The organism is Streptomyces sp. NPDC046876, assembly GCF_040645035.1.
Lineage (GTDB): Bacteria > Actinomycetota > Actinomycetes > Streptomycetales > Streptomycetaceae > Streptomyces.
Genome location: NZ_JBEYXK010000031.1, coordinates 36,593 through 59,454, shown reverse-complemented (window position 1 = coordinate 59,454; position 22,862 = coordinate 36,593). Strand labels below are relative to the sequence as shown.

Genomic DNA, 22,862 nt, shown 5'->3' with positions numbered 1-22,862 from the left:
GGCGGTGTGATCTGCCCCTCGCCGCTTACCACGCGTCGGGGGGCAGACATGCGCGGATCTCCGAAGTGGGGACAAGCCTCTCTTGTACGGCAGACTGAAGGCCGGAGTCCGATTCGAAGGATGGGTATGCCGACCACACCAGCCACCGCCGCGAACAGCGCGCCCCACGGCACCGGTACTCAAGAACCGATCATGCTCGAACTGGTCGACGAGTCCGGGAACACGATCGGCACGGCGGAGAAGCTCTCCGCCCATCAGGCGCCCGGCCTGCTGCACCGGGCCTTCTCCGTGTTCCTCTTCGACGAGCAGGGCCGCCTGCTGCTCCAGCAGCGGGCCCTCGGGAAGTACCACTCCCCCGGTGTCTGGTCGAACACGTGCTGCGGCCACCCCTACCCCGGCGAGTCGCCCTTCGCGGCGGCGGCCCGGCGCACCCACGAGGAGCTCGGCCTGTCGCCGTCGCTGCTCGCGGAGGCGGGGACGGTGCGCTACAACCACCCGGACCCCGCGTCGGGTCTGGTGGAGCAGGAGTACAACCACCTGTTCGTGGGACTCGCGCAGGCGGCGCTGCGGCCCGATCCGGACGAGGTCGCGGACACCGCGTTCGTCACCGCCGACGAGCTCGCCAAGCGGCATGCGCAGGCGCCGTTCTCGGCGTGGTTCATGACCGTGCTGGACGCGGCCCGGCCCGCGATCCGCGAGCTGACGGGCGAAGCGGCGGGCTGGTAGGCCGGGTGTCAGTGCGCCGGCCCCGGGCTCGGGACCGGCGCCGGGGCGGCCGGGCCGGCGAGCGGCAGGGCCGCCCAGATGACCTTGCCGCCGGTCGAGGTGTGCTCCACGTCGCATACCCCGCCGGCCTCGCGCGTGATCTCGCGCACCAGCAGCAGCCCGCGGCCGCCGGTCTGGCCGAAGTCCGCCTCCAGTGCCTTGGGCCGGTACGGGTGGTTGTCCTCGACCGCCACCCGTACCCAGGCCCGGCCGATCGCGACCTCGACCGCGACCTCCGGCGAGAGCAGGGCCGCGTGCCGGACCGAGTTCGTCACCAGCTCGGAGACGATCAGCAGCAGCGAGTACACCAGGTCCCGGTCGGCGGGGACGCCCTGGCGGCCCAGCAGGTCGCGCACCGCCCGGCGCGCCTGCGGAACGGATTCTTCTAGAGCGGGCACGGTGAACCGCCACACGCCTTCGTACGCGAGTGGGCCGGCCGGTGCCTCCGGCTCACCCACCTTGGCCTGCGGGACGCTCCCGCTGATGTCCATGTTCCCGCCCCGTCCTTCGCACTCGATCGTCTCCACGCGTCCAGAGTGGGGAACGGGCTGGTCCGGACCGGACCGCTGACCATAACTCGGCGCCTATCGGACGCTTTTTGACCGCGGGCGTATGACAGCGTCAGTTGTTGAGCGGTTCCTGGCCTTCCGCGGGACGCAGCAGGGCGAGGCGGAAGAAGGTCCCGATCACGTGCGAACGGCCGCCCGGGATAGCATCCGGCGCATGGACGCAGCCCTCCTGCACGACGTCTCCGACGGGATCGCGACGGTGGTCATCTCGCACCCCGCCAAGCGCAACGCCATGACGGCCGCGATGTGGCGGGCGCTGCCGGAGCTGCTGGCAGACCTCGCCGCCGATCCGGCGGTCCGGGTGCTCGTCCTCACCGGCGCCGGCCCGACCTTCTGCGCGGGGGCCGACATCTCCTCCCTCACCGGCGACGAGGACCCGCAGGCCCTGGCCGTCGCGGCGGAGGAGGCCCTGGCCGCCTTCCCGAAGCCGACGATCGCGGCGATCCGCGGGTTCTGCGTGGGCGGCGGCAGCCAGTTGGCCGCCGCGTGCGATCTGCGGTTCGCGGAGGAGGGCGCCTCGTTCGGGGTGACCCCGGCGAGGCTGGGCATCGTCTACCCGTCCTCCTCGACCCGGCGGCTCGCCGGGCTGGTCGGCCCGGCCACCGCCAAGTACCTGCTGTTCTCGGCCGAGTTGATCGATGCCCGGCACGCCCTTCGGGCCGGTTTCCTGAACGAGCTCCTGCCCGAGGGGCGGCTGGAGAAGCGGGTCGCGGAGTTCGGGCGGATCCTCGTGGGCCGCTCGCAGCTGACCCAGGCCGCCGCCAAGGAGTTCGCGGACGGGCGCACCGACCGCGACGCGTACTGGGCCGGGCAGGCGGCCGCGAGCGGCGACACCGCGGAGGGCGTCGCCGCATTCCTGGAGCGCCGTACGCCGTCGTTCAGCTGGACCGTGCCGGGCTGAGCGCGCGCATCCGGGCGACGATCTCGGCCGGGGCCTTGGCCGGCGAGCCCGCGTCGTACGGCGGCTGCGGGTCGTACTCGGTCATCAGCTGGACGGTCTGGGCGTACTCGTCGCCGGCGATCCGGCCGAGGAGGGTCAGGCCCATGTCGATGCCGGAGGAGACCCCGGCGGCCGTGACGTACTTGCCGTCGAACACGACCCGCTCGCCCGTCGGCTCGGCGCCGAAGGCGGGCAGCCGGTCGAGGAAGAGCCAGTGGCAGGCGGCGCGGCGGCCGTCGAGGAGGCCGGCGGCGGCGAGCAGGAGCGAGCCGGAGCAGACGGACGTGGTCCAGGTGGTGGTGGCGTCGACCGCGCGCAGCCACTCCTGCAGGACGGGGTTGGCCATGTGCTGCTCGGGGTGCGGGGTGCCCGGGACGATGACGATGTCCGGGCGGGTCACCTCGTCCAGGCCCTTGTCGGCCACCAGGGAGAGCTGGTCGGTGTCGTTGCGCACGGGGCCGGGGTGCTCGGCGACGAACACGGTCTCCGCGCCGGGGAGGCGGCCGAGGGTTTCGTAGGGGCCGATGGCGTCGAGTGTGGTGAGGCCGTTGTAGAGCAGGACGGCGATCTGCATGTCTCCTCCGGAGCGGGTCGGGTTGGACGGGTGGCGGGGTGCGTGGGTGCACGTTTGTCTGCGGCGCCGTTGCGGGGGCGCTGCCCCCGGGTCCCCGCGCCTCAAACGCCGGCGGGGCTGGATCGGCCGAAGCGGCGGCGGTATTCCGTGGGGGGTTGGCCCAGGGCTTTGACGAAGGCGCGGCGGAGGGCTTCCGGGGTGCCGTAGCCGCAGGCCCGGGCGATCTGGGCCACGCCCTCGGCGCTGTCCTCCAGCAGCCGCCGGGCGTGCTCCACCCGGACGCGCTCCACGTACCGGCCCGGTGTCACACCGGTCTCGGCCTGGAAGGCGCGGGCGAAGTGGCGGGGCGAGAGCCGTGCGCGGGCGGCCAGGGCCTCCACGCTCAGGTCCGCGCCGGGGTGTTCGGTGATCCAGTGCTGGACCTCGCGCAGCGGCTCGCGCCGGGCCGTCTGGGCCGCCAGCTGGGCGCTGAACTGCGCCTGGTTGCCGGGGCGCCTCAGGAAGACGACCAGCTGGCGGGCGATCTTCAGGGCGAGCTCGCGGCCGTGGTCCTCCTCCACCAGGGCCAGGGCGAGGTCGATGCCCGCCGTGACGCCGGCGGAGGTGGACACCGGGCCGTCCCGGACGTAGATCGGGTCCCGTTCGATGGTGACGCGCGGATACCTCTGGGCCATGCGGTCGCACATGCCCCAGTGCGTCGTGGCGCGGCGGCCGTCGAGGAGGCCGGCCTCGGCGAGGATCAGCCCGCCCGTGCACACGGACACCAGCCGCTGCGCTCCACCCCCGTGGGTGCGCAGCCAGTCGGTGAGCCGCGGCTCGAAGTCCCCCGTGAAGCGGCCGCCGGGCACGATCAGGGTCGTCGCCGGGCCGGGGCGCTCGCTCTCCAGGTCCCCGTCCGGGACCAGGGTGAGCCCGCTGCAGGTGCGGACCGGGGCGCCGCCCGGTGAGGCCGTGCGGATGGTGTAGCCCGCCTCGCCGGGGAAGCGGGACACCGCGGCGAAGACCTCCACGGGACCGCTCACGTCCAGGCTCTGGAGCCCGTCGTAGAGGACGACGAGCACGTTTCGCGACGACATGACCCCATGGTGTGAGAGCGGGCGGATGGCTGCAATGACGGGGATCCCACCTTTACTGCCATGGCGCGGGGGCGCGGATAGGATTTGCGGACCATGACTGCAACCCTCGTCGCCAAGAACCTGACCGCCGCGCACGGCGAGCGCACCCTCTTCGCCGATCTGGACCTGGTCGTCGCGCCGGGCGACGTCATCGGCCTCGTCGGCGTGAACGGCGCCGGGAAGTCCACCCTGCTGCGCCTGCTCGCCGGCCTGGACACCGCCGAGAGCGGCGAGCTGCGCCTGTCCCCGCCCGGGGCGGCCGTCGGCCATCTGCCGCAGGAGCCGGAGCGCCGCCCGGAGGAGTCCGTACGGGACTTCCTGACCCGGCGCACCGGTGTGGCCGCCGCCCAGGCGGCGCTGGACGCGGCGACGCAGGGACTGGTGGACGGCACACCGGGCGCGGACGACGCGTACGCCACGGCGCTGGACCACTGGCTGAACCTGGGCGGCGCCGACCTCGACGAGCGGGCCCAGGAGGTCGCCGACGAGCTCGGCCTCGCCGTGAGCCTGGACATGCCCATGACCGGTCTCTCGGGCGGGCAGGCGGCCCGCGCGGGCCTCGCCTCGCTGCTGCTGTCCCGCTACGACGTGTTCCTGCTCGACGAGCCGACCAACGACCTCGACCTGGACGGGCTGGAGCGCCTGGAGCGCTTCGTCACCGGCCTGCGGGCGGGTACCGTCGTGATCAGCCACGACCGCGAGTTCCTCGCGCGGACCGTCACCAAGGTGCTCGAACTCGACCTGGCCCAGCAGCAGATCAACCTGTACGGCGGCGGCTACGAGTCGTACCTCGAGGAGCGGGAGCGGGCCCGCTCGCACGCCCGCGAGGAGTACGAGGAGTACGCCGACAAGCGCGCCGCCCTCGAGGGCCGGGCCCTGATGCAGCGCAACTGGATGGACAAGGGCGTGCGCAACGCCCGCCGCAAGGCCACCGACAACGACAAGATCGGCCGCAAGCTGCGCGGCGAGTCGAGCGAGAAGCAGGCCGCCAAGGCCCGCCAGACGCAGCGCGCCATCGAGCGGCTGGAGGTCGTCGAGGAGCCCCGCAAGGAGTGGGAGCTGCGGATGGAGATCGCGGCGGCCCCGCGGTCCGGGTCCGTGGTGGCCACCCTGCGCGAGGCGGCCGTCAAGCGCGGGGAGTTCTCCTTCGGCCCGGCGAGCCTGCAGATCGACTGGGCGGACCGGGTGGCGATCACCGGTGCCAACGGCGCGGGCAAGTCGACCCTGTTGGCGCTGCTGCTGGGCCGGCTGGCCCCGGACTCCGGTGCGGCATCGCTCGGTTCGGGCGTGCTGGTCGGCGAGGTGGACCAGGCACGCGGCCTGTTCCTCGGCGAGGAATCGCTGCTGGAGGCGTTCTGCGCGGCGGTCCCGGACACCGAGCCGGCCGACGTGCGGACCCTGCTGGCGAAGTTCGGCCTGAAGGCGGCGCACGTACTGCGCCCGGCGGCCACGCTCTCCCCCGGCGAGCGCACCCGGGCGGCCCTGGCGCTGCTCCAGGGCCGCGGGGTGAACCTGCTGGTGCTGGACGAGCCGACCAACCACCTGGACCTGCCGGCGATCGAGCAGTTGGAATCGGCCCTGGAGGCGTACGAGGGCACGCTGCTGCTCGTCACGCACGACCGGCGGATGCTGGACGCGGTCCGGGTGACCCGCCGCCTGCAGGTCGCCGACGGCAAGGTCGTCGAGCTCTAGCGGCCGTTACAGCCCGGCGGGCGGGCGGCGGGTGCGGGCCATCCTGCGGGCCACGAAGCCGCGCGGCAGGTGCCGGGCGGCCAGGGCGTACGCCTGGTAGCGCCGGCCGGTGATGCTGACCGGGCGGCGCAGGGCCAGGTCGCGCAGGGCCTTGGCGACGACGTCCTCCGGCTCCAGCCACACCGCCTCGCGCAGGGAGCTGACGTCCATGCCGGCGCGGGCCTGGAACTCGGTGCGGGTGAAGCCGGGCACCACCGCGAGCACCCGGACCCCGTACGGGGCCATGTCGACCCGCAGGGACTCGCTGAACGCGGTGACCCAGGCCTTGGCGGCCCCGTACGTGCCGGTCGGCAGCAGTCCGGCCACCGAGGACACGTTCAGCACGGCCCCGCGGCGCCGCTCGCGCAGCCCCGGCAGCACGGCGTGGGTGAGCCGCAGCGGGACCCTGACGAGCAGGTCGAGCATCCGCTCCTCGTCCTCGACGGGGCTGTAGGGGAACGGTGCGGGCAGGCCGAAACCGGCGTTGTTGACCAGGACGTCCACGGGCCGGGCCGGATCGGCGAGCCGCTCGGCGACCTCGCCGCAGCCGTCCTCGTCCAACAGGTCGGCGGGCAGCACCTCGCAGGCCGTGGCGAACTCCCGGCCCAGCTCGCGGGCCACGGCGTGCAGGCGGTCCTTGTCGCGGGCGACGAGGACGAGGTCGCAGCCCCTGGCCGCGAAGCCGCGGGCGAAGGCCGCACCGAGGCCGGCACTGGCCCCGGTGATCAGAACGGTGGTCAAGGCGGCGTCACTTCCCGGAGTCGTGGTGGTTCGGCAGGGCGAAGGCGATGGTCGCCGGCGAGGCATAGGCCCGGGCCACGTCGACGAGGAAGCGGGCCTCGTCCTCCAGCGCGCCGTCCTCGCCGGCGGTCTGCACCGCGGCCGGCAGCTCCCAGGCGGAGGCCTGCCCGGGCTGCTGCTGCCCGGGCAGCCCGGCGAGCTTCGCCGCGCGCGCCTCCTTCAGTACGCAGGCCAGCTCGGCCGCTGTGCGCCGCTGCTCGGGGATCCCGCTCAGGCCGATGTGGTTGCGGGCGCGTTCGGGGATGCCGGGGGCGACGTACTCGCCGAGGATCAGGATCGCGTCGCGGGTCTCGATGACCTTGCGGTACACCAGCAGGTTGCGCGGGAACGGCGGCCACAGCAGCTCCAGGAACCGGCCCGCCCGGGGCTTGGTGAGGGCGACGTGCGGGACGGCGCGGACCAGGTCGTGCCACAGCGGCCACAGCCGCCAGGCGGTGGCGATGTCCGCAGTGCTGCGGCGCAGGGCGAACACGGTCGGCACCAGGATCGCGGCGGCGCGCAGCAGCCCGTGCAGGTTCATCATCAGGGGCAGGGCGGGCATGGCCCAGGTGCTGCCGAACAGCGCCTTGAAGAGGTAGGCGATCCAGAACAGCCCGGCCAGGGCGGTCCCGAGGCCGAACAGCAGCAGGCCGGCCGCGAGGCCGCGGCTCTCGGTGCGGCGGCTGTAGCGCCAGCACAGGAAGACGCAGGTGGTGTTGGCGAGCGTGTGCGCGGCGATCAGGAACAGCCAGTAGGCGAGGGAGGGGACCGGGTCGCCGTGCGGGGGCATGGTGTGCGTGCCGTGCCGCGGCGCCCCCATGTCGAGGACGACGAGGACGGTCAGCCAGGCCACCGTGCCCATCCAGGCGGCGAGTTGGAGGGTGCGGCCGCGGGTGGTGGCGGCGACGAAGTAGACGACGGCACCGGCGGACAGCACGCCGATGAGGTTGCGGACGAGGCCGACGGTGTGCGCGTACGTCTGGTCGCGCATCGCGTACGTGACGACGGCGGGCAGGTTCAGGGTCATCGCGGCGGCCGCGGTGGCCACGGCGAGCCACAGGCCTCGCTGCTGCGGGGAGCGCAGGGCGCCGGGGGCACGCAGCAGGACCGCGATCCACAGGCAGACGACGCTGGGCACGGCGAGCCGGTCGCCGAGTGCCAGGAGCTCAGCGGCCACGGTTGCCCCACTCGTACCCCATGGCAGACTCCAGCCGGGCGAGGGTGCCGCTCGCTTCGGCGGCCGCCTGCGGGCAGGGGGCGGCCGTGCGGATGCGGATCATACTGGCGAGCATCTCCGCCTCCTGCTCCTGGCGGGTGGTGTAGTTGGTGCGTCCGAGGACGACGGGGACCTGGCCGTCGTTGTCCTCGCCCTCCAGCGAGTGGTGGCCGAACAGGATGTGCCCGAGCTCGTGGAGCACGATGTGCTCGCGGTGCAGCGGGGTGGTCTGGGCCTCGTAGAAGACGTAGTCGACCCCGGCGGTCCCCACCCACAGGCCGCAGACCCCGGACTCCGCCGCCTCCTTGGGGAGCGGGTGCAGCCGGATGGGGCGGCCCCGCTGTTCGGCTATGCGGGCGCACAGCGCGTCGAGGGAGAACGGATGGGTCAGATCCAGATGGCCGAGAATCTTCTCGCACCTTTTGCGGAGGCCGAGTTGCGAGTGGCGCATGTGATCCCTCTTCGGACCCTTTCGCGGGCAGCGTCGGTAGGCATGAGCAGGCATGGGCATGACGTCCTGTGCCATCAAGAAGGCCTCGGAGGAGTGCGGTCCTGAGGGGAAACGGAAGCCCGTCCGCCTGACGACGAACGGGCGTTCCACCATGCCTACCGATCTTCTGCGGCAATTGGCAAGACAAGACCCCAGGTGGGGGCCCTATTCGGCCAAACCTGCCGACCTCCCGCGCGCGTTGTGGTGACGAGGAACCGCCGCCCCCGTGGTCACCGCCGCTCCCGGCGCCGCTACCGCTTGCGGCGGTTCTCGGGGGTGCCGGTGAGGCCTGCTCGGCGGAGGGCGTCGGCCATGGCGCTGTTCGCGGGTGCGGGGGCGCCGCCGGCCTGGCCCTGGCGTCGGGCGCCCTCGCCCTGGCCGCCCTGGCCGCCCTGGCCGCCCTGGCCGCGGGCCTGGCCGCGGTTCTGGCCGCTCTGGTTGCCGCGCTGCTGCGGGGGCCGACCGCCGCCGCGGCGGTCCTGGCGGTCCTCGCGCTGGCGCGGTGCAGCGGCGCCGCCCGCGCGGCCGGCCTCGTCCTCCAGGCGCAGGGTGAGGGAGATCCGCTTGCGCGGGATGTCCACGTCCAGCACCTTCACGCGGACGATGTCGCCGGGCTTGACCACCTCGCGCGGATCCTTGACGAAGTTCTTCGACAGCGCGGAGACGTGCGCCAGGCCGTCCTGGTGGACGCCGATGTCGATGAAGGCGCCGAAGGCGGCCACGTTGGTGACGACGCCCTCCAGGATCATGCCGGGGGCCAGGTCGCCGATCTTCTCGACGCCCTCCTTGAACGCGGCCGTCCTGAACGCGGGGCGCGGGTCGCGGCCCGGCTTCTCCAGCTCGCGCAGGATGTCCGTCACGGTCGGCAGGCCGAAGGCCTCGGTGACGAACTGCTCCGGCTTCAGGGAGCGCAGCGTGCCGGTGTTGCCGATGAGGGCCGCGACCTCGCTGCCGACGGTCTTGGCCATGGTGCGGACGACCGGGTACGCCTCGGGGTGCACGCTGGAGAAGTCCAGCGGGTCGTCGCCGCCGCGGATCCGCAGGAAGCCCGCGCACTGCTCGTACGCCTTCGGGCCGAGCCGGGCCACGTCCTTGAGCGCCTTGCGGCTGCGGAAGGGGCCGTTGGCGTCACGGTGGGCCACGATGTTCTCGGCGAGGCCGCCGCTGATGCCGGAGACCCGCGCGAGCAGCGGCGCGGAGGCGGTGTTGACGTCGACGCCGACGCCGTTGACGCAGTCCTCGACCACCGCGTCGAGGGAGCGCGAGAGCTTCACCTCGGACAGGTCGTGCTGGTACTGCCCGACACCGATCGACTTGGGGTCGATCTTGACGAGTTCGGCGAGCGGGTCCTGCAGGCGCCGGGCGATCGAGACCGCACCGCGCAGCGACACGTCGAGGTCGGGGAGCTCCTGCGAGGCGAAGGCGGAGGCCGAGTACACGGAGGCGCCCGCCTCGGAGACCATCACCTTGGTCAGCTTCAGCTCGGGGTGGCGGGAGATCAGCTCTCCGGCGAGCTTGTCCGTCTCACGGGAGGCGGTGCCGTTGCCGATGGCGACGAGCTCGACCGCGTGCTCCTCGGCCAGGCGGGCGAGTTTGGCGAGGGCCTCGTCCCACCGGTTGGCCGGAACGTGCGGGTGGATCACGTCGGTGGCCACGACCTTGCCGGTGGCGTCCACGACGGCGACCTTCACACCGGTGCGGAAGCCCGGGTCCAGGCCGAGCGTTGCGCGGGTGCCGGCGGGGGCCGCGAGCAGCAGGTCGCGCAGGTTCGCCGCGAAGACCCGTACGGCCTCGTCCTCGGCGGCGGAGCGCAGCCGCATCCGCAGGTCGATCCCCAGGTGCACCTGGATCTTCGTGCGCCAGGCCCAGCGGACCGTGTCGGCCAGCCACTTGTCGCCGGGCCGGCCGCGGTCGGCGACCCCGAAGCGCCGGGCGATCATGCCCTCGTACGAGGAGGGGCCGGGCGCGGCCGCGTCCTCGGGGGCCTCCGGCTCCAGGGTGAGGTCGAGGACGTCCTCCTTCTCGCCGCGCAGCATGGCGAGGACGCGGTGCGAGGGCAGCGCGGTGAACGGCTCGGCGAAGTCGAAGTAGTCGGCGAACTTGGCGCCTGCCTCCTCCTTGCCCTCGCGGACCTTCGCGGCGAGCCGGCCGCGGCCCCACATGCGCTCGCGCAGCTCGCCGATGAGGTCGGCGTCCTCGCCGAAGCGCTCGGTGAGGATGGCGCGGGCGCCCTCCAGGGCGGCGGCCGGGTCGGCCACGCCCTTGTCGGCGTCGACGAACGCGGCCGCGGCGGCGGCCGGCTCCACCGACGGGTCGGCGAGCAGGCCGTCGGCGAGCGGCTCCAGGCCGGCCTCGCGGGCGATCTGGGCCTTGGTGCGCCGCTTGGGCTTGAACGGGAGGTAGATGTCCTCCAGCCGGGCCTTGGTGTCGGCCGCGTTGATCCGGGCCTCCAGCTCGGCGTCGAGCTTGCCCTGCTCCCGCACCGACTCCAGGATGGCCGCGCGCCGGTCCTCCAGCTCGCGCAGATACCGCAGCCGCTCCTCGAGGGTGCGCAGCTGGGCGTCGTCGAGCATCTCGGTCGCTTCCTTGCGGTAGCGCGCGATGAACGGGACGGTGGAGCCGCCGTCGAGCAGCTCGACTGCGGCCTTGACCTGCCGCTCCCGTACGCCGAGTTCCTCGGCGATCCTGCCTTCGATGGACGTCGTCACGATCGGTCCCGCCTGCCTTCGTTGTGCACTGGACGGCTGCCCATTGTGGCAGGTGGCGGTGACGGCGTACGGGAGCCCCGCGCCGGTCGGCGGTCCGGCCGTCAGGCCGCCTTGCCGAAGGCGTCGGAGGGGAAGGCGCCCGCGGCGACGGCCGTCGCGACGAAGCCGCCGCCGAGCTCGGCGAGACGGGCCAGGCCCCGGGCGCCGAGGTGCTCGTACGGGGCCGCGTCGAGGCGGTCGGTCTCGGTCTCCAGGCGCTCGCGCACCGCCTTGCCCTCGGCGGTGAGCTCGCCGGCGGCGTCGAGGATGCCGCGCGAGCGCAGCCGCTCGACGGCGGCGTCCAGGTCGGACTGCTCCCAGCCGCGGATGGCCTTGATCCACTTGGCGGTCATGCCGCGGCCCGTGGCGGAGTGGCTGACCAGGGCCTCCAGCGGGTCGAGGCCGGCGAGCAGGAGGGCGGCGACGTGGCCGTCGCCGCGGTGCTCGCGCAGCAGGGTGGTGGCGTACCACAGGCGCAGGTGCGCCTCCTCGGGCACGGGCAGGTCGGCGTGGGCGGAGTAGAGGGTGCGGGCGTGCCGGGTACAGGCCTCGGTGGCGCGCAGGGCCAGCTCGGCGGCCTCGGCGAGCTCGGCGGACTTCACGGTCTCCTCGCCGAGGAGGCGGCGCAGGGTGCGGTCGGCGGCGCGCAGGCGGGCGGCGACGGCCTGCTCGGGCGTGATGGTGTCCCAGACGGCGGGCAGGTGCCGGGCCAGGAAGTCGTGGCGGTAGTTGTAGAAGGTGGCGGTCACCGTGCCGGCGCCGACGGCCCCCAGGGCGGCCGCGCGGGAGGCGAGGGTCGCGGTGGAGCGGTCCGTGACGCCGAGGGCGGCGAACTCCTCCGGGAGCTCCGGCGAGAAGTACACGGTCGAGTGGAGCGGGTTGATCGCGGCGTGCCACGCGTGGCGGGCGGCGTGCTCGGGAAGCGTCATGCCGGCCAGGTTACCGACTGCTCAGTATGTAGAACAGGCCGGATCCCGCCGGGCCACCTCGGCAGCCCTCGGCAGCCCTCAGCGGCCGCTCGGCGGCCCGCAGCGCCCCGCCCGGAGCGCGCTTTCCGGCCGTTCTCCCGCGCGGCCCCGGCCCGGAGGCGGCCGGTCCGCTGCCCCGGATGCGGCTTCTGCGGGCAATGGTCACGGGGGCTCCCCGCCCCCGGCCCCCTCCGGCCGGCGGCCCGCACGCCCCGGTCCTGCCCCACCGGCCCGTGGCGGCCGGGCACCCGTGTGACGGCCGAATGGCGATCGTGTGACAGCAGGGACCATGGACATGACGTGGGAGGCGGGGGGTGAATACGGTCGAACGGAACCGTCTCCTCTACCCCTTGGAGCCTTCGTGTACCGCAAAGTCATCGCCCCGAGCGTGCTCGCCGCCTCCCTTCTGCTGGTGATCCCGGCGTCGGCTGCGGGCTCGGCCGCGGGCGCGCCGGGTATCGGCGACTCCTACTACCCGGCCAGCGGCAACGGCGGATACGACGTGTCCCACTACGACCTGCGGCTGAAGTACGAGCCGAAGACGGACCTGCTGGAGGGCACCGCGACCCTGCTGGCCACCGCCAAGCAGGACCTGTCCCGCTTCAACCTGGACTTCGGGCTGAAGGTCAGCGAGATCCGGGTCAACGGCGCCAAGGCCAAGTTCGCCGCCTCCGGTGCGCACGAGCTCGAGGTGACCCCCGCCCAGGCGCTGCAGAAGGACCGCCCGGCGACCGTCGTCGTCAAGTACGCCGGAAAGCCCTCGGAGTTCAAGGTGGACGGCTGGTCTGCCTGGCAGCGCACCCCGGACGGCGGCGTCGCCGCGCAGGAGCCCGACTCGGCGGTCTGGTGGTTCCCGAGCAACGACCACCCGCTCGACAAGGCCACTTTCGACGTCTCCATCAGCGTCCCGGACGGCACGCAGGCCATCAGCAACGGCGTCCTGCAGTCGCAGAGTTCGCGGCTGGGCTGGACCCGCTACAACTGGCGCTCCAACAAGCCGCAGGCCACGTACCTGGCCACCCTCGCCATCGGCAAGTTCGACATCACCACCGACAAGACGGCGAACGGGCTGCCCATCGTCAACGCATACAGCAAGGACCTCGGCGACAACGCGGGCGCGGCGCGCGCGAGCGTGGAGCGGACCGGCGAGGTCGTCGAGTGGGAGGAGTCCGTCTTCGGGCCGTACCCGTTCAACGCGCTGGGCGGGTACGTGCCCAACGTGCCGAGCGGCTTCGCGCTGGAGACCCAGACCCGCCCGTTCTACAGCCCCCGCCAGTTCGCGAACGGCGCGAACGTCTCGGTCGTCGTGCACGAGCTGGCCCACCAGTGGTTCGGCGACAGCGTCTCCGTCGACAACTGGAAGGACATCTGGATCAACGAGGGCTTCGCCCGCTACAGCCAGTGGCTGTGGTCGGAGAAGGAGGGCGAGGGCACCGCGCAGGAGCTCGCGGACTGGGCGTACCAGCTGCGGCCGGCGGAGGACCCCTTCTGGCAGGTCAAGCCGGGTGACCCGGGCCCGGACAACCAGTTCCACGGGGCCGTGTACGACCGCGGCGCGATCGCCCTGCAGGCGCTGCGCAACGAGGTCGGCGACGAAACGTTCTTCCGGATCCTCAAGGGCTGGCCGACCGAGCGGGCCTACGGCAACGCCAAGGTCGGGGACTTCGTCCGGTACGCGGAGAAGATCTCGAACAAGCCCCTGGCGCAGTTGTTCGAGACCTGGCTCTACACCCCCGGCAAGCCGGCCTTCGCCCCGCCGGCCGCCGCGAACGGCAAGGCCCGCTCCCTGCAGGCCCCGGCCGCCGAGCCGGTGGAGCCCAAGTCCTGGAAGAAGATCGCCGAGACGAACGCGATCCACGACAGCGAGCACGCCCGCGGCCACGGGCACTGACCCAGGCATTGACTCAGACGCGGGCCCGGCCGGCGGACCGGGCCCGCGTCCTGTGCCCCGCGCCGGCGTCCGCCGTTCCCCTTACGAGGCGCCGGCGCGCCACCGGGACCGCGCCTGCCGGGCGATCGGCAGGTACCGCAGCCGCTCCGGCAGCAGCGGTACGAGCAGCCGCACGGCCGTGCTGAAGCGGCGCAGCCGGCGCTCCTGGGCCTCGGTCCACTCCAGGCCGATCGCGGCCCGGGCGTCGGGCGGCATGTAGCCGACGGTGACGAACGCCCGGAAGTGCAGGAACGCCGCCCGCAGCACCGGCCACGCCAGCCGCAGCAGCAGCCGTACGGGCAGGGAGCCGCCCGCGGGCCGCGGCAGCGGCACGTCCGTGGCGACCAGCTCGCGGGCGACCTTCGTCGGCTCGATCTCCTCGGCCAGCATCCGCCGGTAGTACGGCCAGTACTCCTCGATGCTCTGCGGCATGTCGCGGTCGTGGAGGCCCAGGATCCGGCCCACCTGGAGCCATTCCCGGTACAGCTGCCGCTCCTGCGCGGGGGTGAAGCGGCGCAGCAGGTAGCGCCCGGCGTAGAGGTAGATCGGGAATCCGGTGGCGTGGACCCAGGCGTAGCAGGCCGGGTCGAGGGAGTGGTAGCGCCGGCCGCGCGTGTCGATGCCCTGGATCTCCTTGTGCAGGCGGCGGACCCGGCGGCCCTCCTCGGCGGCCCGCTCCCCGCCGTACACCCACAGCTGGACCGAGCGCAGCGAGCGCTCGCCGCGCCCCCACGGGTCGGTGCGGAACACCGAGTGCTCGTCGACGCCGGCGCCGATGGCGGGGTGGGCGACCTGCAGGGTGAAGGCGGCGGGCAGCATCAGCAGCGCCCGGATGTCGCCGGAGATGGTCCACAGCACCCCGCCGGGGGCGGGCGGCCGCGGCTCGCCCCGGCGCGCGGCCGCCCCCGCCCGCCCGTGTTCCCGCTCGGCCGGCTGCCGTGTGGTGCTCATGTGGATCCCCCTGGACGTGGTGCTCTGTTCATCCAGTATGCCCGGAAGATCACCGTCGGCAGAGGACGGGGACGGCGGACGGCGGACGGCGGACGGCGGAGGTGATCAGTGCGGCGGAAATCCGCTGGAACCCCGGGCGGCCGCGGTGCTGTCATGGCCCGCATGCGAGCTGACATCCCCGTGGTGGACCGAGGGCAGTACCCGCAGGCGGTGACGCCGTGGGAGCAGGAGGCGTGGCGCACGGCGGTGTTCGACTGGGCCGGGCGGGAGCTGGCCGCGCACGGGCTGCACGAGAGCGGCCCGCGCGCGGTGCGGCTGCGGCCGTGGTCGGTGCTGGTGCGGCTCACCGTCGAAGGAGACGGTGGAGGCAACGGCGCGGCCGTGTGGTTCAAGGCCAATCCGCCCGCGAGCGCCTTCGAGGCCGGGCTGGCCGAGGCCCTGGCCGGGTGGGTGCCCGAGCACGTGCTGCGGCCGCTCGCGGTCGACCAGGGGCGCGGCTGGTCGCTGCTGCCCGACGGCGGCCCCCTGTTCCGGGAGGTGCTCGACCGCGGGCCCGCCGACCCGGGCGCCTGGGAGGAGCCGCTGCGACGGTACGCGGCGATGCAGCGCGCGCTGACCCCGTACGCCGGGCGGATCGAGGCCCTCGGCGTCCCGGCCGCGCACACCGCCGCCCTGCCGGAGGTCTTCGACCGGCTCCTCGACGCGAACACGGTGCTGGAGCCCGGCCCGCGCAGGGCGCTGCACGCGCTGCGGCCCCGGCTGGCGGACTGGTGCGCCGAGCTCGCGGGCACCGGCATCGCCGACACCCTCGACCACGCGGACCTGCACGAGAGCCAGCTGTTCGCGCCGCGGCCGGACCGCTTCACCTTCTTCGACTGGGGCGACGCGGCCCTCTCGCACCCGTTCTGCAGCCTGCTGGTCCCGGCCCGGGCGGCCCGCGAGCGGTACGGGCCCGGGGTGCTGCCCCGGCTGCGCGACGCCTACCTGGAGCCGTGGACGGGCGCGGGCGCCACCGCCGCGGAGCTGCGGCGCGCGGTGTCGCTGGCGTACCGGCTGGGGGCCCTGGGCCGGGCCTGCTCCTGGGGCCGGGTCTTCCCGGGGCCGGGCGGCGGCGACTCGACGGGTGACGACTCCACCGGGGGTACGGACAGCGCCCGTTGGCTCCTGGAGCTGCTGACGGAACCCGCCCTGTAGGTCGCCGTACGACGATCCGCGCCCGATGTCCTCGGGCCGGACAGAAAGTCTTGTCCCGGGTGTTACCCAGAGGTAACCGCGGCTGCTTGGATGTGCGGGTCGATCTCCCCCACCGCTGATGGAGAGCCCATGCCGCACACCAAGCCCAGCCGTCGCCGCACCGCCGCGGCGGCCGTCGCTTCGGTCGCCGCCGCCGCGCTGGCCGCCACCACCGCGCCCTCGGCCCAGGCCGCCGAGAGCACGACGGCGCCCCGGCTCAGCGTCCTGACGTACAACGTGTTCCTGATGAGCAAGAACCTCTACCCCAACTGGGGTCAGGACCACCGGGCTTCGGAGATCCCCAAGGCGTCCTTCTTCCAGGGCAAGGACGTGGTCGTGCTCCAGGAGGCCTTCGACAACGGGGCGTCGGACGCGCTGAAGTCCAACGCCTCGGCGCAGTACCCGTACCAGACCCCGGTCGTCGGCCGCAGCAAGAGCGGCTGGGACGCCACGGGCGGCTCCTACTCCTCCACCACCCCCGAGGACGGCGGCGTCACGATCCTCAGCAAGTGGCCGATCGTCCGCAAGGAGCAGTTCGTCTACAAGGACGCCTGCGGCGCCGACTGGTGGTCCAACAAGGGCTTCGCCTACGTCGTCCTGGACGTGAACGGCACGAAGGTGCACGTGGTCGGCACGCACGCCCAGTCCACCGACTCCGGCTGCGCCGCGGGCGAGGCGGCCGAGATGCGGGCCCGGCAGTTCAGGGCGATAGACGCCTTCCTGGACGCCAAGAACATCCCGGCGAACGAGCAGGTCATCGTCGCGGGCGACATGAACGTCGACTCCCGCACCCCCGAGTACGCCTCCATGCTCGCCAATGCCGACCTCGCCGGCGCCGACACGCGCACGGGCCACCCGTACTCCTTCGACACGGCCCTCAACTCGATCGCGAACTACCGCTACCCGACGGACCCGCGCGAGGACCTGGACTACGTCCTGTACCGCAAGGGCAACGCCCGCCCGGCGGGCTGGGAGAACAACGTGGTCAAGGAGGACGCGGCGCCCTGGACGGTCTCCAGCTGGGGCACCTCCTACACCTACACCAACCTCAGCGACCACTACCCGGTGATCGGCCGCTGAGCCCCGGGCGCCTCCGGCGGGCCGCCCGCCCGCCGGAGGCGCCGTTCCCGGACTACGGGGCTTCGTACGGCTCCTCGTACAGCCCGTCGATCAGCTCCCCGTACTTCTCCCGCACCACCCGGCGGCGCAGCTTCAGCGAGGGCGTCAGCTCGCCCGACTCCGGGCCCCACTCCTCGGTCAGCAGCCGGTACCGCTTGATCTGCTCGGTGCGGTTGAGCCGGGCGTTGGCCGCCTCGACGGCGCGGGCGACCTCCTCCCGCACGGCCGGATGGCGGCCGAGCTCGGCGAGCGAGCCGGTCTCGATGCCGCGGGCCGCCGCCCAGGCCGGGGCCAGCTCGGCGTCGAGGACCAGCAGGGCGACGAGGTACGAGCGGCCGTCGCCGTGCACGAGGGCCTGCCCGATCAGCGGGTGCTCCTTGACGGTGTTCTCCACCAGCGCGGGCGAGACGTTCTTGCCGTTCGAGGTGATGATCAGCTCCTTCTTGCGGTCCGTCAGCCAGAGGAACCCGTCCTCGTCGAGGCGGCCGACGTCCCCGGTCGGAAACCAGCCCTCGGCGTCGTGCGCGCCCTCCACCGAGCCGTCGGGCCGCAGGTAGCCGCCGAAGACGGTCTCACCGCGGGCGAGGATCTCCCCGTCCGCGGCGAGCCGCAGTTCGAGCCCCTCGATCGGCCGGCCGACCGAGCCGAGGCGGAAGGCGTCGGGGCTGTTGACGGTGCACACGCCGGAGGTCTCGGTGAGCCCCCAGGCGTCCATGATGGTGATCCCCCAGCCCGCCCAGAAGCGCACCACGTCGATCGGCATCGGCGCGGTGGCGCTGGCCGTCCACACCAGGCGGTCCAGCCCGGCCAGGCCCAGCAGCGGGTCCAGGACCCGTTCCTTGGCCCGCGCGTACGAGGCCTCCAGCGCGGCGGGCACCGCCTCGCCCCGCTCCCGGTGGCCGGCGCGGGCCCGGGCGAGGCCGTTCGCCCCCTCGATGGCCTCGCGCTGCTGCGCCGGCAGTTGCGCGAGCACCGCCCGTACGGACGCGGCGAGCTTCTCCCACACGCGCGGCACCCCGAAGAACTGGACCGGGTGCAGCTCGCGGACGGCGAGCGCGACGGCGGCCGGGTCGGCGACCAGCCGGACGTGCGCGGCCCGCAGCAGCGGCAGGTAGATGCCGAGGATCCGCTCGGCGATGTGTGCGAACGGCAGGTAGCAGATGTGCTCGGCGTGCTCGGGCAGCTCCACGCGCCGGTCGAGGCGGACCGACTGCAGCAGGATGTTGCGGTGGGTGAGGCGGACGCCCTTGGGGTCGCCGGTGGTGCCCGAGGTGTAGACGACGGTCAGCGGATCCCCGGGCCGGGTCTCCTGCCAGGCCTTCTCGAAGGCCTCGGCGCGGTGCAGCCGCGCCCCGCTCGCGTAGAGGGAGGCGTACGTGCCGTGCCGGCCGGCCTCGGCGGCCTCCGCGACCACGACCCGCTCGAGCGGCACGCCCGGATCGTCGAGCAGCGGCTCCCAGCGGGCCAGCTCGCGGGCGCCCTCGACCAGGGCGGTGCGGGCGCGGCTGTGGCGGGCGATGTGGGCTATCTGCTCGGGCGCGGAGGTCCCGTACACCGTGACGGGGACGGCGCCCAGGTGGACCAGGGCGAGGTCGGTCAGCCAGTGCTCGGGCCGGTTCCCCATCATGATCAGGACGTGCTCGCCGCGCTCGACGCCGAGGGCCGCGTACCCGGCGGCGAGGACGGCGACGCGGCGGCGGACCTCGCCCCAGCCGAGGGTCGTCCAGTCGGCGGAGCCGGGGCCGGTGCGCCACGAGAGGGCGGGGAGATCGCCGTACTCGGCGGCGTTGCGGGCCAGCAGGGCGGGGAGGGTGAGCTCTTCGGGTCGTCCGGGCAGTCGCAGATTCGTGGTCATGGGCACTCCTGGCCGTTTCACATCGTTGGTGCGACAGCAATACTGTTGAACCGCGGTACTGGAACGGGACGTGCTGTTCGGAGAGCGAGGCGACAGACCATGACCAACCGGGTGCCCGAGCCCTCGCTCACCGTCGACGAGCTCGCCGCCCGGGCGGGGGTCACCGTCCGCACCGTACGGTTCTACAGCACCCGCGGCCTTTTGCCCCCTCCCGTGATCGGACCGCGCAGGGTGGGCCGCTACGGGCCCGAGCACCTGTCCCGGCTCGCGCTGATCGAGGAACTCCAGCACCAGGGCATGACCTTGTCGGCGATCGAGCGCTACCTCGACGCGCTGCCCGACGACCTGAGCGCGCACGACCTGGCGATCCACCGGGCGCTGGTGGCGACCTGGGCGCCGGACTCGGCGGAGGAGGCGTCGCGCGAGGAGCTGGAGAAGCGGGCCGGGCGGGCGCTGTCGGACACCGACCTGCGCCGGCTCGCGGCGATGAACGTGATCGCGCCGGGGGGCGGGGCCGGGGGCTTCCGGGTGGACCTGTCCCTGCTGCGGCTGGGGGTGGCGCTGCTGGACGTGCCGATCTCCCACGAGACGATCCTGGCGGCGCGCCGGGTGATGCTGGAGCACGCGCGGGCGACGGCGCACGAGCTGACGCGGCTGTTCCGCGACGAGGTGTGGGGCCCGTTCACGGAAGGGGAGGACGACCCGGAGCGGGTGGAGTCCATGAAGGCGCTGTCGGCCCATATGCAGCCCATGGTGGTGCAGGCCCTGGTGACGGCCTTCCAGCGGTCGCTGCGGGAGGAGCTGAAGGCGGCCTTCACCGGCGGGGAATGAGTCCCTGCCCAACCCCGGTGGGCAGCAGGTAGTTTCGGGGTCATGGCACTGATCCACAGAACCACGATCACCCCGACCAAACTCGAACTCCTCGCCGCCTGGCTCCCGGCGCAGCCCTGGTACGCGGCCACGGGCAGCGCCCCGGAACCGGTCAAGGCCGGCGGGTTCCGGCTCGACGACCCGGAGGGCGAGGTGGGCATCGAGTTCATGGTCGTCACCGACGCCTCCGCCGGTGCGCCCGTGGCCTACCTCGTGCCGATGACCTACCGCGGGGCGCCGCTGGAGGGCGCCGAGGCGGGGCTGGTGGGCACCACGGAGCACGGCGTGCTGGGCAAGCGCTGGGTGTACGACGCCACGCACGACCCCGTGGCCGTCGAGCAGCTCCTCGCCCTGCTGCGCGGCGAGGCCGTACCCCAGGCGCAGAGCCTCACCGACACGCCCGACCCGTCGGTCACCGTGGAGGGTAAGTCCACGGTGCGCCCCGCCGCCCCGGTCCGCCCGCGGCCCACCCACACGCCGCAGGGCACCGAGGTCCTGGCCGACGGGCTGCCGGCGCCCCTGTCGCTGACCCGGGTCCTCCGACCGGGCGGTGCGCAGGACGGCGAGGCCTCGGTGACCGCCGTCTGGACCCTCCCCGACGGCACGGAACACCGCGGCGTCTTCGCCACCCTGCCCTGATTCCAGCCTGCGCGGCGTTTGAGCGCACCGGGCGCGGAGCGCCCGGAACGGGAGCGGGGGCCCAGCCCCACACCGCCGCCCGCCCGGCGCAGTGCCGGGCGGGCGGGGGGCAAGGCTGCCGAAACGGGCGGCGACGGGGCCGCCCGGTCAGTCGGCGTACGTCTCGCCGCGCTCGGCCTTGGCGACCAGCGAGGCCGGCGGCAGGAACCGGTCCCCGTACTCCGCGGCCAGTTCCTGCGCCCGGGCGACGAACCCCGGCAGGCCGCCCTCGTAGCCGTTGATGTACTGGATGACACCACCGGTCCAGGCCGGGAAGCCGATGCCCATGATGGAGCCGATGTTGGCGTCGGCGATGGAGGTCAGGACGCCCTCGTCGAGGCAGCGAACGGTGTCCAGCGCCTCGGAGAAGAGCATCCGCTCCTTCATGTCCTCGAACGGGATCCCGGCCTCCGGCTTGGCGAAGTGCTCGCGCAGGCCCGGCCAGATCCGGGCCCGCTTGCCCGTCTCGTCGTACTCGTAGAAGCCGGCGCCGCCGCTGCGCCCCGGGCGGCCGAACTCGTCGACCATCCGGTCGATGACCGTGTCCGCAGGGTGCGGGGTCCACGAGCCGCCCTCGGCCTCGACGGCCTTGCGGGTCTCGTTGCGGATCTTGCGCGGGAGGGTGAGGGTCAGCTCGTCCATCAGGGACAGGACCTTGGCCGGGTAGCCGGCCTGGGCCGCGGCCTGCTCGATGGAGGCGGGCTCGAGGCCCTCGCCGACCATGGCGACGCCCTCGTTGATGAACTGCCCGATGACGCGCGAGGTGAAGAAGCCGCGGGAGTCGTTGACCACGATCGGGGTCTTGTTGATCTGCCGGACCAGGTCGAAGGCGCGGGCGATGGCCTCGTCCCCGGTGGCCCGGCCCTTGACGATCTCCACCAGCGGCATCTTGTCGACGGGCGAGAAGAAGTGCAGGCCGATGAAGTCGGCGGGCCGCTCGACGCCCTCGGCCAGCCCGGTGATGGGCAGGGTGGAGGTGTTGGAGCACAGCAGCGCGTCGGGCGCGACGACGTCCTGGACCTCCTGGAACACCTTGTGCTTGAGGGCGGTGTCCTCGAAGACGGCCTCGATCACGGCGTCGCAGCCCGCCAGGTCGGCGACGTCGGCCGTCGGCGTGATCCGGGCGAGCAGCTCGGCCCGCTTGGCCTCGGTCGTACGGCCGCGGGAGAGCGCCTTGTCGAGGAGCTTCTCCGAGTACGCCTTGCCCTTGGCGGCGGCCTCGGCGGTGACGTCCTTGAGGACGACCTCGATGCCCGCGCGGGCGCAGGAGTACGCGATGCCCGCGCCCATCATCCCGGCACCGAGGACGGCGACCTTGCGGACCTTGCGGGGCTCGATGCCCTGGGGGCGGCTGCGGCCGGCGTTGACGGCCTGGAGGTCGAAGAAGAACGCCTGGATCATGTTCTTGGCGGTCTGGCCGGTGACCAGCTCGGTGAAGTAGCGGGCCTCGATGGTCAGCGCCGTCTCGAAGTCCACCTGGGCGCCCTCGACGGCGCAGGCCAGGATGTTGCGCGGCGCCGGGTACGGGGCCCCGTTCAGCTGCTTCTTCAGGTTCGCGGGGAACGCCGGCAGGTTCGCGGCGAACTTCGGGTTCGCCGGGGTCCCGCCGGGGATGCGGTAGCCGGGGACGTCCCAGGGCTGCTTGGACTCGGGGTTGGCGTCGATGAACGCCCGCGCCTTGGCCAGCATCTCCTCGGGGGTGGCGGCCAGTTCGTGGACCAGGCCGTTGTCGAGGGCGCGCTGCGGGTTGTACTGGGTGCCCTGGAGCAGGACCTTCAGCAGCGCGTCGGCGATGCCCATGAGGCGGACGGTGCGGGTGACGCCGCCGCCGGCCGGGAGCAGGCCGAGGGTGACCTCGGGCAGGCCGATCTTCGATCCGGGGGCGTCGAGGGCGATGCGGTGGTGGGAGGCGAGGGCGATCTCGTAGCCGCCGCCGAGGGCCGCGCCGTTGATGGCGGCGACGACGGGCTTGCCGAGGGTCTCGATGCGGCGCAGCGAGCTCTTGATCGCGGTGCCGGTGTCGAAGGCGAGCTGCGCGTGCTCGGGGCGCAGCCCGATCATGTCCTTGAGGTCGCCGCCCGCGAAGAAGGTCTTCTTGGCGGAGGTGTAGATGATGCCGCGGATGGAGTCCTTCTCGGCCTCGGCGCGGTCGGCGATGGCCGCGATGGAGTCCTTGAAGGCCTGGTTCATGGTGTTGGCGGACTGGTTGGGGTCGTCGAGGACCAGGGTGACGATGCCGGTCTCGTCCTGTTCCCAGCGGATCGTGGTGGACTCGCTCATGTTCGCTACTTCCGTGTCGGCCGTGTCGGAGGGGATCAGGGGGTGCAGGAC

Annotated in this window: 19 protein-coding genes; 8 read left to right on the top strand and 11 right to left on the bottom strand. The window is 73.3% G+C overall.

Annotation, left to right across the window (positions count from 1 at the left end; all coding sequences use genetic code 11):
- Nucleotides 1-126: 126 nt before the first annotated feature.
- On the top strand, nt 127-726 hold the full coding sequence (idi, locus tag ABZ924_RS18810) for an isopentenyl-diphosphate Delta-isomerase (protein WP_361910550.1): 600 nt from the start codon (nt 127-129) through the stop codon (nt 724-726).
- An 8-nt stretch (nt 727-734) separates the two neighbouring features.
- Here the strand turns inward: idi and ABZ924_RS18805 are convergent, their stop codons facing one another.
- Entirely contained in the window at nt 735-1,256 is a 522-nt protein-coding gene (locus tag ABZ924_RS18805) for an ATP-binding protein (RefSeq protein WP_361910588.1), read from the bottom strand.
- Nucleotides 1,257-1,488: 232 nt separating this feature from the next.
- Between ABZ924_RS18805 and ABZ924_RS18800 the strand changes: the two genes are divergently transcribed.
- Nucleotides 1,489-2,235 carry an enoyl-CoA hydratase/isomerase family protein gene (locus ABZ924_RS18800; RefSeq protein WP_361910547.1) on the top strand — a complete coding sequence of 249 codons (747 nt, stop codon included), beginning with the start codon at nt 1,489-1,491 and terminating at the stop codon, nt 2,233-2,235.
- Here the strand turns inward: ABZ924_RS18800 and ABZ924_RS18795 are convergent.
- A complete protein-coding gene (locus ABZ924_RS18795) occupies nt 2,213-2,848 on the bottom strand; it encodes a DJ-1/PfpI family protein (protein WP_361910544.1) in 636 nt (211 codons plus the stop codon). The genes ABZ924_RS18800 and ABZ924_RS18795 overlap by 23 nt on opposite strands.
- Nucleotides 2,849-2,949: 101 nt before the next feature.
- The gene (locus tag ABZ924_RS18790) at nt 2,950-3,924 is read right to left on the bottom strand and encodes a GlxA family transcriptional regulator (protein ID WP_361910541.1); all 975 of its coding nucleotides are present in this window, start codon (nt 3,922-3,924) and stop codon (nt 2,950-2,952) included.
- A gap of 93 nt (nt 3,925-4,017) precedes the next feature.
- Between ABZ924_RS18790 and ABZ924_RS18785 the strand changes: the two genes are divergently transcribed.
- Complete coding sequence (locus ABZ924_RS18785; protein ID WP_361910538.1) at nt 4,018-5,655, top strand: ABC-F family ATP-binding cassette domain-containing protein; 1,638 nt, start codon at nt 4,018-4,020, stop codon at nt 5,653-5,655.
- A gap of 6 nt (nt 5,656-5,661) precedes the next feature.
- On the opposite strand, the gene ABZ924_RS18780 is transcribed toward ABZ924_RS18785, so the two are convergent.
- The 5 genes from ABZ924_RS18780 to ABZ924_RS18760 form a co-directional block, all read right to left on the bottom strand.
- Complete coding sequence (locus ABZ924_RS18780; RefSeq protein WP_361910535.1) at nt 5,662-6,435, bottom strand: SDR family oxidoreductase; 774 nt, start codon at nt 6,433-6,435, stop codon at nt 5,662-5,664.
- Between the two features lie 7 nt (nt 6,436-6,442).
- A complete protein-coding gene (locus ABZ924_RS18775; RefSeq protein ID WP_361910532.1) occupies nt 6,443-7,651 on the bottom strand; it encodes an MAB_1171c family putative transporter in 1,209 nt (402 codons plus the stop codon).
- A complete protein-coding gene (locus tag ABZ924_RS18770; RefSeq protein WP_361910529.1) occupies nt 7,641-8,141 on the bottom strand; it encodes a hypothetical protein in 501 nt (166 codons plus the stop codon). The genes ABZ924_RS18775 and ABZ924_RS18770 overlap by 11 nt, the downstream gene beginning before the upstream one ends.
- A gap of 290 nt (nt 8,142-8,431) precedes the next feature.
- Nucleotides 8,432-10,888: a Tex family protein gene (locus tag ABZ924_RS18765; protein ID WP_361910526.1), complete on the bottom strand. Its 2,457-nt coding sequence runs from the start codon at nt 10,886-10,888 to the stop codon at nt 8,432-8,434.
- Between the two features lie 101 nt (nt 10,889-10,989).
- Nucleotides 10,990-11,856 carry a hypothetical protein gene (locus tag ABZ924_RS18760; protein ID WP_361910523.1) on the bottom strand — a complete coding sequence of 289 codons (867 nt, stop codon included), beginning with the start codon at nt 11,854-11,856 and terminating at the stop codon, nt 10,990-10,992.
- A 400-nt stretch (nt 11,857-12,256) separates the two neighbouring features.
- On the opposite strand from ABZ924_RS18760, the gene ABZ924_RS18755 reads away from it, so the two are divergent.
- Complete coding sequence (locus ABZ924_RS18755; protein WP_361910520.1) at nt 12,257-13,786, top strand: M1 family metallopeptidase; 1,530 nt, start codon at nt 12,257-12,259, stop codon at nt 13,784-13,786.
- An 81-nt stretch (nt 13,787-13,867) separates the two neighbouring features.
- Here ABZ924_RS18755 and ABZ924_RS18750 read toward each other — a convergent pair whose 3' ends face one another.
- A complete protein-coding gene (locus tag ABZ924_RS18750; RefSeq protein WP_361910517.1) occupies nt 13,868-14,776 on the bottom strand; it encodes an oxygenase MpaB family protein in 909 nt (302 codons plus the stop codon).
- 162 nt (nt 14,777-14,938) lie between these two features.
- On the opposite strand from ABZ924_RS18750, the gene ABZ924_RS18745 reads away from it, so the two are divergent.
- Nucleotides 14,939-15,970 carry an aminoglycoside phosphotransferase family protein gene (locus ABZ924_RS18745; RefSeq protein WP_361910515.1) on the top strand — a complete coding sequence of 344 codons (1,032 nt, stop codon included), beginning with the start codon at nt 14,939-14,941 and terminating at the stop codon, nt 15,968-15,970.
- A 129-nt stretch (nt 15,971-16,099) separates the two neighbouring features.
- Nucleotides 16,100-17,089: a sphingomyelin phosphodiesterase gene (sph, locus tag ABZ924_RS18740; RefSeq protein WP_361910512.1), complete on the top strand. Its 990-nt coding sequence runs from the start codon at nt 16,100-16,102 to the stop codon at nt 17,087-17,089.
- A 52-nt stretch (nt 17,090-17,141) separates the two neighbouring features.
- Here the strand turns inward: sph and ABZ924_RS18735 are convergent, their stop codons facing one another.
- A complete protein-coding gene (locus ABZ924_RS18735; protein WP_361910510.1) occupies nt 17,142-18,983 on the bottom strand; it encodes an AMP-dependent synthetase/ligase in 1,842 nt (613 codons plus the stop codon).
- 99 nt (nt 18,984-19,082) lie between these two features.
- On the opposite strand from ABZ924_RS18735, the gene ABZ924_RS18730 reads away from it, so the two are divergent.
- The gene (locus ABZ924_RS18730) at nt 19,083-19,814 is read left to right on the top strand and encodes a MerR family transcriptional regulator (RefSeq protein WP_361910507.1); all 732 of its coding nucleotides are present in this window, start codon (nt 19,083-19,085) and stop codon (nt 19,812-19,814) included.
- Between the two features lie 42 nt (nt 19,815-19,856).
- Complete coding sequence (locus ABZ924_RS18725; protein ID WP_361910504.1) at nt 19,857-20,492, top strand: 1,4-alpha-glucan branching protein; 636 nt, start codon at nt 19,857-19,859, stop codon at nt 20,490-20,492.
- A 147-nt stretch (nt 20,493-20,639) separates the two neighbouring features.
- Here ABZ924_RS18725 and ABZ924_RS18720 read toward each other — a convergent pair whose 3' ends face one another.
- Complete coding sequence (locus tag ABZ924_RS18720) at nt 20,640-22,811, bottom strand: 3-hydroxyacyl-CoA dehydrogenase NAD-binding domain-containing protein (RefSeq protein ID WP_361910501.1); 2,172 nt, start codon at nt 22,809-22,811, stop codon at nt 20,640-20,642.
- Nucleotides 22,812-22,862: the final 51 nt, after the last annotated feature.